The organism is Candidatus Enterococcus leclercqii (genome assembly GCF_009933135.1).
GTDB lineage: Bacteria > Bacillota > Bacilli > Lactobacillales > Enterococcaceae > Enterococcus_C > Enterococcus_C leclercqii.
The window spans coordinates 617,178-632,424 of sequence record NZ_MAEH01000014.1 but is presented as its reverse complement, the minus strand read 5'-3'; the positions used below and the strand labels follow the sequence as shown (position 1 = coordinate 632,424).

Genomic DNA, 15,247 nt, shown 5'->3' with positions numbered 1-15,247 from the left:
GGTTTCCCCTCTCAGTAATTTTTCAAGTACTCTCTATATGCGGCAACTGCCGCCTTCAGCTCATCGAATGAGTCGCTGCCGAATTTTTCTAAAAAGGCTGTGGCTAATACTGTCGCTGCTACATTTTCAGCAACGACGGAAGCTGCTGGGACAGCTGTACTGTCTGATCGTTCCACACTGGCCTTGTAAGGCTCTTTTGTTTCAATATCGATGGTCTGTAGCGGCTTATATAAAGTCGGGATTGGTTTCATGACTCCTTTGATGACAATGGCTTCACCATTTGTCATGCCTCCTTCAAAGCCGCCGAGATTATCGTTTTTTCGTGTGTAGCCATCTGCCTCACTCCATTGGATTTCATCCATTACCAATGATCCCGGCAGATTACCTGCTTCAAAACCAACCCCAAACTCTACTCCCTTGAAGGCATTGATACTGACAATGGCTTGGGCCAACTTGGCATCAAGTTTTTTATCCCATTGCACATAACTGCCTAATCCAGCAGGAACGCCGCCAATGATGACTTCAACTACGCCACCAATCGTATCGCCTTTTTTCTTGGTCGCATCAATCAGGGCTTTGATTTCTTCTTCCACAGTTGGGTCAACAACTCGAATTTCCGATGCTTCCGAACGTTCCTTGATTTCTTGAATCGACATACCATCAGGAATCGTCGCTTTGATGCCACCTAAAACTGTCACGTGCCCGGCAACAATCACCCCGAGCTCCGACAATAATTTCTTTGCTACTGCGCCAATTGCAACCCGCATCGTTGTTTCTCTGGCAGAAGAGCGTTCTAAAACATTTCGCAGGTCCCGATGGTGATATTTCATGCCTCCAACTAGATCCGCGTGACCAGGCCGGGGCCGAGTCACTTTTCTGACAGCCTTTGCTTCTTCGGAAACATCCTCAGCTGCCATAATCGTCGTCCAGTTTTTCCAGTCACGATTTTCGACTACTAAAGTAACCGGTGCCCCAATCGTCTTGCCATGGCGCACCCCCGATAGAATCTGCACCTGGTCTTTTTCAATCTTCATGCGACCTCCTCGACCATAGCCGGTTTGCCGCCGTGCCAATTCAATGTTGATATCTTCTGCCGTCAACGGTAACCCTGCCGGTAATCCTTCAATGATAGCCGTCAATTGCGGGCCGTGTGATTCCCCTGCTGTAATATAACGCATTAGCTTACATCCTCTCTATCTAAGTATTGTCGTAGTTCTTCAAGTGGCACCGTCACGATTTTGGCTTCACCGATATCGGTTAATAAAATCAGCTTCAAATTTGTCCCACGGGCTTTCTTGTCATGGGTAATTGCTTCAAACAAACGCGCTTCATCCCAATTCTCTGCATGAATTGGCAGATGAAATTTTTCAATCATGGCTTTTAGCCGGGCCGTACTTCCCACAGGAGACAATCCAATTTTCTCTGCGTGAGCATTGATCTGCATCATGCCAATCGCAACGCCCTCACCATGACTGACTACGCCATAGCCTGATGTTTTTTCAACTGCGTGGCCAATCGTGTGGCCAAAGTTCAAAATCAGTCGAATGCCGTTGTCAAACTCATCTTCTTCCACGACTTTTTGTTTCACTTTCAAAGTTTCTGTAATCACATAGTCAGCCTGGGCCAACAAATCGTTTTCATCTGTCAAATTATTCAAAAAATTCCAAAGGTCAAGATCCGCAATAGCAGCTGACTTGATGATTTCCGCAATACCTTCTCTGATCCTTCTCCTATCCAAAGTTGTCAAGACTTCCGGATCGATCAGTACGCCATCTGGTTGACTGAAAGTGCCGACTAGGTTTTTGGCTTTGGCTGTGTTGACAGCTGTCTTACCACCAATGCTTGAGTCTACTTGTGCCAAAAGGGTCGTGGGGATTTGAATAAAATGGATCCCACGCATATACGTAGATGCCGCAAAAGCAGCTAAATCGCCGATAACGCCCCCACCTAAGGCAATAATGCCGTCAGAACGAGTGAACCCTTCATCGGCTAAAAAGCTGTAGATATTCTCTGCCTCTGCCAATGATTTACTCGCCTCTCCATTGGCAACAACGTGAATAACTGGTTCAAAGCCGGCTTTCTCTACAGCTTGTCGGACGATTTCAGCGTAGAGAGGCGCCACATTGTCATCCGTGATAATGGCAACTTTTTGTGGCTGCCAAAGCTCTTTTAGCAAAGAACCGACTTCTTTTAAGCAACCTTTTCGGATATGAATATCGTATTGATGGTCTTTTAAATGGATGGTCAGCATTTTATTTCCCCCTTGAGGGATTACCGAGAGCTTGGTCTCAGCAATCCCCGACTTTTTGGATGAACAACTTTTGGTTTGAATCAGCCACCGATTTCCAATGCTTTGATTTCTTTCATGGCTTTTTCCATGATTGTGACTTCCTTCATCATTCTCATGTAAGTTTTTTCATTCAACGATTGAGGGCCATCTGACCAAGCATTGGCTGGATCTGGATGAATCTCTACGATCATACCGTCTGCGCCGGCAGCAACACCCGCTCTAGCCATTGGTGGTACCAAGTCCCAAATCCCGGTACCGTGGGAAGGATCGACGATGATTGGGAAATGACTGAGTTTTTTGATTAGAGGAACAGCACTAAGATCAAAGGTGTTTCTTGTGGCGGTTTCGTAGGTTCGAATCCCTCGTTCAATGAAAATCACCGGTGACTTGTCAGAAATTGCGATGTATTCTGCCGCATTGAGCCATTCATCAATGGTCCCGGCAATCCCGCGTTTAAGACCAATGGGTTTCCCCGTTTTACCGACAGCTTGGAGCAACTTGTAGTTTTGCATGTTCCGAGCACCAATCTGCAAAATGTCGCTGTATTCAGCAACCATCTCAATATGGCTTTCATCCATAACTTCAGTAATGACCTTCATATCAAATTCATCGGCTGCCTGGCGGATGTATTTCAGCCCTTCTTCTTCCAGACCTTGGAAAGCGTAAGGAGAGGTACGGGGCTTGAAAGCTCCCCCACGTAAAATTTGGGCGCCGCCGGCTTTTGCGATACGGGCACACTCTCTGATTTGATCCAGTCCTTCAATGGAACAAGGGCCTGCCATCGTAACAAAATTTCCGTCACCGATTTTCACACCATCGACATCCACGACAGTGTCTCCAGGGTGAAATTCACGAGAAGTCAATTTGTAAGTATTTGAAATTCGGACCGCTTTTTCTACCCCATCGTAGCTGTAAAAAGCGACATCCTGGACATTGCGGGTATCACCTTTCAAACCGATGACGATATGTTCAGAACCTTCATCAATATTAACATCTAGTCCTTCTTTTTTTATACGCTTAACCACATTTTCTACTTGTTCGCGGGTAGCCCCGGGTTTCATAATGACGATCATTTTCATTTCTCCTTTTTTGTAAATCATTGAACAGATTGGCAATGTTCCTGTTTTTCATCGCTAAACTGTGTGATTGTTCCTTTTATTTTCAAGTATTACTGCGCTTCAATCAACGGCTTGATCGTGGCAGTGGGCATTTCTTTGCCAGTCCACAATTTGAAGGCTGCGGCCCCTTGATACAACAACATACCTAAGCCGTTTGCTGTTTTGAGGCCCCTTGCTTTGGCTTCTTGCAAAAGTAAAGTTTCCCGAGGATCGTAAATAACATCATATACGGCCAGCTCCCCTTTTAAAAGCTCAAAGTCCGGCAAAGCGCTGGCAGCCGTATGCGGCGCCATCCCCACGCCAGTAGCATTGACCAACAGGCAACTATCGGTCAGTGATTCGGACAATTGGTCTGCTTGTGCTTCTAAATCAAAGAGCTGAATCTGACAGCCGGTTTCTGCGGCAATCACTTGTAGTTTTTCCGCACTTTTTGCAAAAAATTGATCTTTACGATTGTAGACGTGAATCGCTTTAACGCCGTCCAAGGCTGCTTGAGTGATGATGGCGGTTGCCGCCCCACCAGCTCCTAAAATTGTTATCTGTTGATTGATGGGATTCACATCAATGTCTTGCAAGCTGCGCATAAAGCCGCTGCCGTCAGTGTTGTGTCCTACCAATTTGCCGTCACTCGGAACAATTGTATTTACAGCACCGATTAATCGAGCCGCTGGTGATACGTCATCCAAGTAAGGCAGGACTGCAGCTTTATGGGGCATGGTCACATTGGCACCGATAAATGACAGTGTTTTGATTGCCTCTAGTGCAGCTGCTACTTCTTCAGACTCGATATCAAAAGAAAGATAGACAGCATCAATGCCACAAGCTGCAAAAGCGGTGGTGTGCATCAGTGGTGAAATGCTGTGATGTGTTGGTTTGCCGATCAATCCAGCAAGACGGGTATGCCCCGTGATCATTTTTTTCATGGGTTTCCTCCAATCCTGACTACTTTTCCAAAAGCCGTCCAATCTGTTTTAAACAAATTGAAGCGCTCCGACAACTCCTTGTGAAGTGATCACAAATTAAGATTTTATCGAAGAGTCTTTGTTCTTGACCGCCTTCTCTTGTTTGACAAAAAAAGGGCATCCACCGCGACGAATCTACAGTGAACACCCTCAAATGCCTTGTCCGGACAAAGCGTAAAAGAAAAGCCACTATAGATATTCTCTACGGTGGCGAGTAAGTCAAGTCAAAATCCCTTAGCCATCATAGATACAAACTGCTGCGTCTGTACCCATGGTTTCATGAATACAGCCTATCTAAAATAGCTAAAGTAATACTTATTCAGTTGTGGGGTCAATGATCTTTTCATCAAGAATCGCTCCAAACTGGTTTAAGGTTGAGTTCAGTATAGACTCCTTGCAAACACCTGTCAACAGTATTTGCAAGAAATATTCAGTTTTTCAAGAAAAGAATCCGAAAATCCTGTTACTTTCATTGAAGATGTTCACGATTACAAGTCGTCTTCAAAGAACAATAATAGTTCTGACAAGGTAAGAATTTGCTTTTCTTTTGCATCCAAGTCTTTGGCAATTCTGCCCTTTTTCATCAGGATCAAGCGATTGCCAAATGCCAGAGCATCCTCCATATGATGTGTGATCATCAAACAAGTGAGGTTTTGATCCGTCACCATGTCATTGGTGAGCTGCATCAGATTTTTAGAAGTTTTGGGATCTAAAGCAGCAGTGTGTTCATCCAAAAGCAGCAATTCTGGTTCCGTTAAAGTTGCCATTAAAAGACTCAATGCCTGACGCTGCCCGCCAGACAAATTTCCAGTAGGGGTATCCAAATGATTTTCCAAGCCGTTTCCTACTCGTTGGCACAGCTTACCATAATATTCTTTGCGTTCATTGAGCTTTCGAGGTGCTAAAAGACGATGCTGGCCGCGTTTTTCAGCCAATAAAAGATTTTCGGCAACCGTCATGCGGGGAGCCGTCCCCATTTTAGGATCTTGAAAAACACGGGTGATGTACTTTGCCCGATCCTCTTCTGATCTTCTGGTCACATCGTGTTCGTTGATCCGTATTTTTCCGGAAGTCATCGGCAGTGTACCGGCAATGCTGTTAAAAAGTGTACTCTTACCAGCACCGTTTCCCCCCACTACAGTGACAAATTCCCCAGGATTGATGGTCAAATCAATATGATCTAACAGGACACGCGTCTCATCCATTCCGTTTTTAATCGTTTTGTAGCCCTTTTCGATGGTTAAACGAGTCATTGTCCTGCCTCCTCTTTTTCAAAGCCTGTTTTCAGATGCAGTGCTTGCTTCAATTGTGGAATCATCAAGCAGACTGCCAGAATAGCTGAAGAGATGATCTTCAAGTAAGTCGTGTCAAAGCCAGCGAAAATAATCAAGAAGACAATCAGTTGGTAGATAATGCTGCCTACGACGATAGCAATCAATCGTTCGGCAAAGGTCAACTCGCCAAAGAGCACTTCACCGATAATAATTGCCGCCAAACCGATGACAATGACTCCCACGCCTTTTGAAACATCAGCATACCCGTCATTTTGAGAAATCAACGCGCCGGATAATGCGATAACTCCGTTTGAAAGGGTCAAACCTAAAATTTTCATCCGATCTGTTTTGATACCCAAAGAGCGCGCCATCGTTTCATTGTCACCGGTAGCAATGTAAGCTTGCCCCAGATCGGTATTGAAGAAAAATAGTAGCAAAACAATCGTCAGTACCACGAACAATGCGCCTAAAAGGACAATATCAAAGTAGTCTGGCAGATTCATTTTTGTGAAGAAGTCCTGAATCTTGGGATATTGATGCCCCAGCCCTTTGTTGGGACTTTTCATCACATAAAGAATGACTGAATTTAAACCGGACATAACCAAAATCCCTGCCAAAATGACTGGAATCTTACCCTTCGTGTATAACACCCCAGTCACAAAGCCGGCGCACATGCCGGCCAATACGCCTAAAAGTGTTGCCAAGACTGGATGAATGCCATTGGTGATGGCCGTCACACAAACAGCCCCGCCCAAAGGAAAGGTTCCTTCTGTAGTCATGTCTGGAAAGTTTAAAATCCGATAAGTCATAAAGATACCGATTGCCAGTAACGACCATAACAGTCCTTGGCCGATTGTTGAAACGATCATAATTTTTCTCCCCTTGTCTCCGATTATGCGGCGGCTCATGTTTAGCGAACTGCTTTTTTACAAGTTCTACACACTTATTGTGGTAGTTACACTCCAGGATTATTCTGTGAAGCGGGCATCTTTGGTCAGCTCATCGGATAGATGGATTTCCAATGCTTCTGCTTGTTTTTGGTTAATGATGGTTTCCCCTTTTGAAAAAGTGAAAATCGGCGTAGTTGCTGGTTCGGCTTCACCCTTTACGATTTGAGCAGCCATTTTTCCCGTCTGCACACCTAGTTCTTTTTGACTGATCCCAATCGTTGCCACGCCACCTTGTTGAACCATAGTCTCAACAGAAGGAAAGACCGGCAGCTTTTGTTTTTCGGCTTCTTGTGCAACGGTTTCCATCGCATTGGCAATAGTGTTGTCTAAAGGAATAAAGACAAAGTCAACTTCATTGGCTAAAATTTGAACCGTCTGAGCAACTTCATTTGTAGAAGCTACTGGTTTGTTGACAACTTCCATGCCCAGTTCTTTGGCTTTTTCAGAGGCTTTGGCCACTTGGAACTTCGAGTTGGCTTCTGAAGAGGCGTAAAGCATTCCAACTTTTTTAGCGTTGGGCAACATTTTTTTAGCTAGCGCAATGATTTCTTCTACGGGTGGCTGGTCAGAGACACCGGTGATATTGGCACCTGGAGCATCATTGGAAGCGACGAGACCAGCCCCTTCAGGATCGGTAACGGCTCCTAACACAATAGGTATATCTTTTTTCTTGACATTGTTATCGAGAGCTTGGGCAGCTGGAGTTGCAATGCCTATCAAGACTTCTGATTTGTCTTGGACCAGTTGTTGACTCATCGTGTTGAGTTTGCTTTGATCACCTTGACCATTTTGGAAATTAATTGTTAGATTTTCGCCTTCTTTTAAGCCCTCTTCTGCCAAGCCTTCCTTGATTCCTTCATAAATTTGATCCAATGCCGGGTGACTCATCAGCTGAAGTACTCCTACTGTATATTGCTTCTGATTGCTGGTTGTCGAAGTAGTGGTTTTGGCTGATTTGTTGTCTTTTTGGAATCCTTGAAAAAGAGCAAAGCCTCCCAATACGATTACGATTACTGCAACAGCTGTCAAAAGTCCTTTATTTTTCATAATTAGTCATCCTTTCTTATTCCTTCTCGTCATAAACCCTTGTTACTTTGTTAAAGAAACATTACCAACAGAGCTTAAAATTGAGTATCCTTCATCACTATCCCCCGATTTTGATAAAGAAAAAAACCGCATAGATAGTGTCTATGCGGTCAATAAATTCGAATCGTCCGTCATAGATACAAATTTTAGAAGGATACTCTAAAAAGTTGTATCTATGGAAAAAAGCTCCACCAATACAACTACCTACGCCAGATACGCCATGCTTGAGATCGTCCTGAGTTGAAAATAGTTGTTGTCATGATGGTCACTCCTCTTTTAATAAATTATTGTTAAAAACAGAATACGCTATGAAAATCTTTCCGTCAATCAATTTCTGAAAAAATCTGAATAATCAACCAGTATCCAGTTCCCCGACAATGAAAATTATTCCTCATCCAGGCTTTTAATGTTCCACATAGGCAGGCGATTCAGCTCTGGAATGAAAGAAGATTCTTTGTCTGTTAGCTTAGAAAATTCCAAACGATTTTTCTCAACCCCTTTTTCAAAGAAGACAAAGGTTACTTTTGTAGGATCGATGTTGTATTTTTCTCCGATATTGACGGTGTCATAAACGAGAGGATAGTAGTAAAAATCGCGATTCAGCTCCTTGTGCTTTTGCTCCAGTAAATGATCCACCTGATTGCGCTCATCACCGTGGGGCGGCGCAAACATCACTGAAATCGCACTTTTTGAAGCAATCCATTGATCCTCTTTGCCATACTCAATCGTCTTCATACGCTCAGAAACCAGGCCTGGGTAGATGATTTCTTCATATTCTGATTGTCTAACACGAGCTTGAGCCACGACCATAGAAACTGAAAAAAGCGCCACACAGGCTAAGATGCCGGCAAAAGTTAGTAAGCCCCTTCGCTGGTTGGTATAAAACCAGCCTTCCAAATCTTCATAGAAATCTCTCACGCCATTTTTAACAGCATTCAAGGTGCGTCTTATCCGATCCATGGTGTTCCTCCTGTAGTCGGCAAGGTCTGAACTTATCGGTCAACCGTGCCTTTTTCCATCAGATTATCCTTAATACTAGCATTTGCTCCGGTAACGAGCAAGGTCAAAGAGAAACGCTTTAAACAAAAAATACAAAAAGAATAGTTACAAGCAAAAACTTTCTTTCTCAGGCAAGTTTGGTTATGATTAAAAAAGAGAAACAGCTGATAACTGCTGAGGGACTGTTGACCTCCGATTTTACAAAGTCGAAGGTTTTTTGACAAAAGCTTCGCTGATTTTTTCAGCGGTGGGAGGAATACTATGACGCACTTATCCGATGTAATTATGAATTTTATGAGCCCGGTTTTTCAATTAATCGTGACCGGCCTCAATACACTGTCCATCCTGGTTTTGATCTGGGGCGTGGTGATTTCCGGCTATGACTTTATCAAAACAGAATGCACCCAGCCAGACCATGTTCGGGCTGCACGGCACAATAACTTCATTCGTAATTTTTTGGGCAGCTACATTCTATTGAGCTTGGAAATTTTAATTGCTGCCGATATCATTGAATCCATTGTCAATCCTACCTTTGAAGACATTCTTCGACTAGCCGCGGTGGTCGTGATTCGAACAGTGATTTCATTTTTCTTGCATCGTGAAATCCAGGAGGCATTGGACGAAGAAGAACACAATCAAGAAGAACGGCAAAAAATCCAACGAAAATTGCGCTGAACAGGTGTGGACGGTCTACTCTCGGTGGGCCGTTCTTTTTATTTGGTGAAAAGTCGCTTATAATGAATAGGTGTGCTTTAAAACCAGCCACTTTTGTCACCTTTTTTAGTAGGCAACACACAGACAATACGAAACTATTGATTTTTATAGAAATGAGGAATGACTGATGTCCTTTGACGGAATATTCACCCATCAAATGGTAGATGAACTGCAGGCGACTCTCATAAGTGGTCGGGTGAGTAAGATCCACCAACCCTATCCAAACGAAGTCGTTCTGGTGATCCGCAGTCAGGGAAAAAATCGCAAATTACTTTTGTCCGCCCACCCTGCGTATGCACGAGTGCAAATTACTAATATGTCTTATAGTAATCCAGACACCCCACCTAATTTTGTGATGATGCTCAGAAAATACTTGGAAGGTGCCATTTTAGAAGCCATCCAGCAAGTTGACAATGATCGCGTGATTCATTTTACCTTTAGTCGTCGTGATGAGCTGGGGGATCTTCAAAACATTCTTTTGGTGGTGGAATTGATGGGCCGCCACAGTACGATTTTACTGCTGAATCAAGAGAGCGGAAAAATATTGGATGCTATCAAGCATATCGGCTCCAGTCAAAATACTTACCGCTCACTCCTTCCAGGCCTCGAATATATCGCGCCGCCCAAACAAGAAACAATCAATCCCTACCTTGCTTCTGATCACGAGGTTTTTGAGCGATTGTCTCGCTTGCCGGAACTAACCGGAAAAGCACTACAGCAGCAATTCCAAGGTTTGGGACGTGATACAGCAGACGAACTTGCTTTCCGGCTATTAAAGCGACCAAATGAAAAATTACCTGTTTGGCAGGAGTTTTTTGAAAGTCTTCAGCAGAAAAAACAGCCTACTTATTACCTTGTAGGACAAAAAGAATTTTTCACACCCACGGCTTTTCAATCCTTAGCTGAGTCAGCAGAAAAAGCACAAGAATATGAGTCTCTCAGCAGTCTTTTAGATGCCTTCTATCATGACAAAGCCGAGCGGGATCGTGTGAAGCAACAAGGCGGCGAGTTGATTCGTAAAGTAGAAAATGAATTGAAGCGCAACCGCAGTAAGCTGGCAAAGCGGGAACAGACCTTAAAAGATTCGGAAAATGCCGAAGATTTCCGCCAAAAAGGCGAACTGTTAACTACCTTTTTATATCAAGTTCCCCGCGGTGCTAAAACAGTCGAAGTTGCTAATTATTACGATGAAGATCGCCTGTTGTCTATCCAACTGGATCCGGCGCTGACTCCTAACCAAAATGCCCAGAAGTATTTTACGCGCTATCAAAAGCTTAAAAATGCCGTCAAGCTGGTCTATCAACAGATTGCTGAAACCAAGGCGGAAATCGCTTATCTGGAATCTGTACTGGCGCAATTAGAAATCGCTGGGCCGATGGATTTATCAGTGATTCGCGAAGAATTGACCGCTCAAGGCTATATCAGAAATCGTAATCCGAAAAAGCGCAAAGAGAAACCTTCACAGCCAGAAGTATTTCATGCTTCAGATGGCACTGAAATCTTGGTTGGAAAAAATAATCTGCAAAATGACCAACTGACTTTGCGAACGGCTCGCAAGACGGATACTTGGTTACACGCCAAAAACATCCCAGGCTCTCATGTCATCATCCGGACTGATGCGCCTTCTGAAGAAACGCTGATGCAGGCAGCAAATTTGGCGGCTTATTATTCCAAGTATCGCAACTCTGCTCAAGTCCCGGTTGACTATGTGCAGGTGAAATACATCCGTAAGCCAAACGGTGCCAAACCAGGGTATGTCATCTATGAGAATCAGAAAACCCTTTATGTTACCCCAGAAGAAGCTGAAATAGCTAAACTTCGAGGATAATCCTGTGTTTTCAAACAGAACGTTAAAAAGACTCGATCATCAGGGGCCGAGTCTTTTTTATATGTTGTGACCGACCAACGGGAATTTTTTTATTCCTCAACTTCGTCAAAATAATAAATTCTGCGATCTTTACTCTCTTGAAGTGGCCGATTATTTCCTTGCAAAATCTCTTCTTGGAATTGAGACAAAAAGACTCTTGAAAGTTTTGTCGTCTCGTCAAATACAAACCAGTTGATTGGCCCCTTGGTAGGTGGAGTCGTCAAGGAACCGACATAGTGAAAATGACTTTTTGATCGTGGCAAAAACACGCTTGGATCGAAAACCTCTAAATGCTGATCCAAATCCCAAATTTCTGATTGCCGTAACGGGCCCTCTTCCAAAATTTCTGGAACAATCTCACACAGTACTCCTACCACCAAGTTGGTTCCTTCATTGTTCATATGAACGAGATGAATTTCCACCGGCTTTTGCTCACCGTCAATCCAATGCTCACTTGGCAAGTGATAGTGGATATCTGTCAGAGCATAGCGCACACCTTTAAAAACCACATGGCTTTCGCATTCAAAGGGAATAAAGTGAATCGTATTTTTAAATTCTTTTTCAGTGAAACGTTCGGTTCGGTAAGAAAAATGCAGGCTCTCAAAAGCAGCCTGTTTCCCTGAAACAGCCCCTTCGTGTCGAAGATGGATCGGTGATTGGTAGGCAAACTCAGCCCCTTCTCGATACCAGTCACATAAAGTGTGCCAGTGTTCGGGACCATTTTCTCCTTGATAGCTCCACGGAACATCCATATTCCGTTTAATCATCTGCCTCAATCCTTTCGTAAAAAAGAGTTGTCTGCATTTTACCGCAAAAACCGCTTAATTTGCCAACCAGCCGTTCGGATCTTCCTTGAATTTTTTTAAAAGTTCGAGATCTGCTTCATTAATATAATTAGTTTCCAAAGCAGCTTGAATCAACGTAGAATAGTTAGTCAATGTCAAAAGCGGAATGCCCGCCTTTTCAAAGTTTTCTTTTCCTTTTGGCAATTCATAGGTAAAAATGGCAGCTACCGCTAGAACTTCTGCCCCTTCACGTTTGGCAGCTTCTGCCGTCCCCAAAACAGAACCGCCGGTAGAAATCAAATCTTCAATAATAACCATTTTTTGGCCTTTTTGAATGCGCCCTTCTATTTGATTTCCTTTGCCGTGATCTTTTGCTTTGGAACGAATATAGACCATTGGCAAATCCAGAATATCCGCCACCCAAGCAGCATGAGGCACACCACCAGTAGCGGCACCTGCAATGACTTCCACATCTGGATATTCGGCTTTAATCTTTTCTGCCAAGCCTTGTGCAATCTGCTTGCGAACTTTCGGATAGCTGATCGTAATGCGGTTGTCACAATAAATCGGGCTCTTGATACCTGAGGCCCACGTAAAAGGTTCATTGGGACTCAAAAAGACAGCTTCAATCTCTAAAAGGTCTTTAGCTACAGCAGTTTCAATCGTTGTCATCAAGCTTCACCATTCCATTCTTTTTTGATTTGAGTATAGGCTTCATAAGGGTTTGTTGCTTGTGTAATGGGACGGCCCACGACAATATAATCAGAACCGATTTTTCGCGCAGCAGCAGGGGTCATGACCCGTTTTTGGTCTCCTGCGTCAGCTCCTGTTGGACGAATTCCCGGAGTCAAGCAGATAAAGTCTTCGTCGGTGGCCTGTTTGATCGCTGTGACTTCTTGAGCAGAGCAGACCACGCCGTCCAAGCCAGCCTTTTTAGCGCATTGCGCATAATGACGGACACTTTCTTCCAGTGAGACTTGGATCAGTTGATCTTGATGCATTTGTTCTTCTGATGTAGATGTCAATTGGGTGACGGCAATCAACTTCGCCCGTTCTTGACCAGCTGGCTTGCCTGCTTCCAAACCTCTAAGGGCAGCCTCCATCATCTCAATTCCACCAGCGGCATGCACGTTGGCAATGGCAACCCCCATTCCCGCGATTCGCCTCATACCGCTTTCGACCGTATTCGGAATATCGTGAAGTTTCAAATCTAAGAAAATATCATGACCTTGTCGCTTTAAGTAACGAACCACCTCTGGTCCGTCTTCATAAAACAATTCCATGCCTACTTTGACGAATAATTTTTCCTCGTGAGGAAAGTTTTTTAAAAAAAGTTGGACGCTGCCAAGATCTGGGAAGTCTAAGGCAATAATCGGACGTGTGTTCATGCTTTTTTGCGCTCCTCTCGAACTTCTTGAATCAGTTTTTCTAAAGACTCTATACCTAACTCAGCCATTCGCAGGGGCAGCTGGTCAATTAGTTTCGGACAAATGTAAGGATCCGTGAAATTAGCGGTTCCTACTGCAACAGCGGAAGCGCCAGCCATAAACATCTCTAAAACATCGTCTACTGTCATAACACCGCCCATGCCGATGATTGGCAAATCGCTAACACCTGCCACTTGATGAATCAGCCGAATTGCTACCGGCTTGATGGCCGGACCAGACAAGCCTCCAGTTAAATTGGCTAAAATTGGTTTGCGGGTGTTAAGGTCAATGCGCATCCCCAAAAGTGTATTAATCATCGTAAACCCGTCAGCGCCACCAGCTTCAACGGCTTTGGCGATAGGAACGATATCTGTGACATTTGGTGAAAGTTTGACATATACCGGCACCTTAGCCACCTTTTTGACAGCAGCCGTCAAACTTCCAGCGACATCTGGCTCAGTTCCAAACGCCATCCCACCATGACGGACGTTGGGACAAGAGATATTTAATTCAATCGCTTTTACGTTTGGCGCATCGCCGATTTTGGCGCAAACCTCTACATAATCTTCTTCACAAGAGCCTGCAACATTGGCGATGATCGGCAATGCTGGATAACGCTCTGCTAAATACGTCAGGTGTTCTTCCATCACGACTTTCATGCCGGGATTTTGTAAGCCGATCGCATTCAACATGCCACTGGGAGTTTCAGCAACTCGCGGTGTTTCATTGCCAAAACGCTCTTTTGGGGTAGTCGCTTTGATCATGATTGACCCGAGTTCATTTAAATCATAATATTCACCATACTCCTTACCAAATCCGAAACACCCACTAGCAGGAATGATAGGGTTTTTCAAATCCAATCCGGGGAGTTGTATACGTAAGTTTTCATTCATATTAGATGACCACCTTTCCGACTGGGAAAATTGGCCCTTGATCGCAGACCTTCACACTCTTTTGACCGGTTTCATCATCGGCAATGTGACAGACACAGGCATAGCATGCCCCTATCCCACAGGCCATACGAGATTCTAAAGAAATCTGCGCATTCGGGTGATCAGAAAACAATTGATCGACCGTCTTCAACATCCCATTGTTCCCGCAAGCAAAGACGGCAGCCGGTGGATTATCCCCATAGCCTTCTGCTGCTAAAGCTGTTAACAAAAGGTTTCCCACATTGCCGTGAACCCCAAAGCTGCCATCATCAGTTGCAAAACGACACTCCCCAAGAGCCTTGAATTCTTCTGTGTAATACATGACTTCTTTTGAAGCAAAGCCCAGAAAATGGATTGGGACAGCCCCAAGAGCCAAAATCCGGCGGGAAAGTTCATACAGAGGTGGAATCCCAATCCCCCCACCAATGATGTAGACCTCATCACCAGCTTGAATCTGTGACAAGTCAAAGCCATTCCCCAAAGGACCCAAAACATCTAGTTGCTCCCCTGCTTGCAGCTGGGCAAAAACTTTGGTACCTTCTCCTTCTGTCCGGTAAATAATTCGACAAGTTCCTGCTTCACGATCAATGTGATTGATACTGATTGGTCGCCGCAACAACATATCTTCCCGCGGCACTCGAATATGCAAAAACTGTCCGCTTTTTTTCATTTCCTGTACCAGATGTCCGGACAGTGTCATTTCGTAGATACGCGGAGCCAATTGACGTTGTTGTGTGATGGTCATCATTTCCTGTTTCAATGAAAACTCCCCTTTGTTTGCCGCAGTTGCCTAAGCGACAGTCATTATTCTCAGCGAAAGCTATTTTTCCCACTTGCCCTGGT

The 15,247-nt window shown here is 44.3% G+C and carries 14 protein-coding genes and 1 pseudogene; 2 read left to right on the top strand and 13 right to left on the bottom strand.

The annotated features are described in order from the left end of the window. Positions 1 to 11 precede the first annotated feature (11 nt). From aroC to BAU14_RS09255, 8 genes are all read right to left on the bottom strand, one after another. Positions 12 to 1,178 carry a chorismate synthase gene (gene aroC, locus BAU14_RS09290; RefSeq protein ID WP_161899806.1) on the bottom strand — a complete coding sequence of 389 codons (1,167 nt, stop codon included), beginning with the start codon at positions 1,176 to 1,178 and terminating at the stop codon, positions 12 to 14. After that, the gene (gene aroB, locus BAU14_RS09285) at positions 1,178 to 2,251 is read right to left on the bottom strand and encodes a 3-dehydroquinate synthase (protein WP_161899805.1); all 1,074 of its coding nucleotides are present in this window, start codon (positions 2,249 to 2,251) and stop codon (positions 1,178 to 1,180) included. The genes aroC and aroB overlap by 1 nt, the downstream gene beginning before the upstream one ends. 80 nt (positions 2,252 to 2,331) lie before the next feature. Beyond that, on the bottom strand, positions 2,332 to 3,363 hold the full coding sequence (gene aroF, locus BAU14_RS09280) for a 3-deoxy-7-phosphoheptulonate synthase (protein WP_161899804.1): 1,032 nt from the start codon (positions 3,361 to 3,363) through the stop codon (positions 2,332 to 2,334). Between the two features lie 95 nt (positions 3,364 to 3,458). Beyond that, complete coding sequence (locus BAU14_RS09275; RefSeq protein ID WP_161899803.1) at positions 3,459 to 4,331, bottom strand: shikimate dehydrogenase; 873 nt, start codon at positions 4,329 to 4,331, stop codon at positions 3,459 to 3,461. A 527-nt stretch (positions 4,332 to 4,858) separates the two neighbouring features. After that, the gene (locus BAU14_RS09270; protein WP_161899802.1) at positions 4,859 to 5,623 is read right to left on the bottom strand and encodes an ABC transporter ATP-binding protein; all 765 of its coding nucleotides are present in this window, start codon (positions 5,621 to 5,623) and stop codon (positions 4,859 to 4,861) included. Further along, the gene (locus BAU14_RS09265) at positions 5,620 to 6,513 is read right to left on the bottom strand and encodes an ABC transporter permease (protein WP_161899801.1); all 894 of its coding nucleotides are present in this window, start codon (positions 6,511 to 6,513) and stop codon (positions 5,620 to 5,622) included. Before BAU14_RS09265 ends, BAU14_RS09270 begins: the two co-directional genes overlap by 4 nt. A 99-nt stretch (positions 6,514 to 6,612) precedes the next feature. Further along, on the bottom strand, positions 6,613 to 7,641 hold the full coding sequence (gene trpX / locus BAU14_RS09260; protein ID WP_161899800.1) for a tryptophan ABC transporter substrate-binding protein: 1,029 nt from the start codon (positions 7,639 to 7,641) through the stop codon (positions 6,613 to 6,615). Positions 7,642 to 8,064: 423 nt separating this feature from the next. After that, on the bottom strand, positions 8,065 to 8,640 hold the full coding sequence (locus tag BAU14_RS09255) for a hypothetical protein (RefSeq protein ID WP_161899799.1): 576 nt from the start codon (positions 8,638 to 8,640) through the stop codon (positions 8,065 to 8,067). A 300-nt stretch (positions 8,641 to 8,940) separates the two neighbouring features. Here BAU14_RS09255 and BAU14_RS09250 point away from each other — a divergent pair, with 300 nt between their 5' ends. Both BAU14_RS09250 and efbA read left to right on the top strand, forming a co-directional pair. Continuing rightward, on the top strand, positions 8,941 to 9,354 hold the full coding sequence (locus tag BAU14_RS09250; protein ID WP_161899798.1) for a DUF1622 domain-containing protein: 414 nt from the start codon (positions 8,941 to 8,943) through the stop codon (positions 9,352 to 9,354). Between the two features lie 166 nt (positions 9,355 to 9,520). Next, positions 9,521 to 11,221 carry a fibronectin-binding protein EfbA gene (gene efbA / locus BAU14_RS09245; protein WP_161899797.1) on the top strand — a complete coding sequence of 567 codons (1,701 nt, stop codon included), beginning with the start codon at positions 9,521 to 9,523 and terminating at the stop codon, positions 11,219 to 11,221. Positions 11,222 to 11,310: 89 nt separating this feature from the next. Here the strand turns inward: efbA and BAU14_RS09240 are convergent, their stop codons facing one another. The 5 genes and pseudogenes from BAU14_RS09240 to BAU14_RS09220 all read right to left on the bottom strand — a co-directional run. Further along, positions 11,311 to 12,027 (bottom strand): carbonic anhydrase family protein, encoded by a 717-nt coding sequence (locus BAU14_RS09240; protein ID WP_237580434.1) that lies wholly within the window; start codon positions 12,025 to 12,027, stop codon positions 11,311 to 11,313. A gap of 54 nt (positions 12,028 to 12,081) precedes the next feature. Beyond that, complete coding sequence (gene pyrE, locus BAU14_RS09235; protein WP_161899796.1) at positions 12,082 to 12,717, bottom strand: orotate phosphoribosyltransferase; 636 nt, start codon at positions 12,715 to 12,717, stop codon at positions 12,082 to 12,084. Beyond that, positions 12,717 to 13,433, bottom strand: a complete 717-nt coding sequence (gene pyrF, locus BAU14_RS09230; protein ID WP_161899795.1) for an orotidine-5'-phosphate decarboxylase — start codon at positions 13,431 to 13,433, stop codon at positions 12,717 to 12,719. Before pyrF ends, pyrE begins: the two co-directional genes overlap by 1 nt. Then, positions 13,430 to 14,365 carry a dihydroorotate dehydrogenase gene (locus BAU14_RS09225; RefSeq protein ID WP_161899794.1) on the bottom strand — a complete coding sequence of 312 codons (936 nt, stop codon included), beginning with the start codon at positions 14,363 to 14,365 and terminating at the stop codon, positions 13,430 to 13,432. The genes pyrF and BAU14_RS09225 overlap by 4 nt, the downstream gene beginning before the upstream one ends. A gap of 1 nt (position 14,366) precedes the next feature. After that, a pseudogene (locus tag BAU14_RS09220) lies at positions 14,367 to 15,170 on the bottom strand (dihydroorotate dehydrogenase electron transfer subunit); the annotation flags it as partial. Positions 15,171 to 15,247 lie beyond the last annotated feature (77 nt).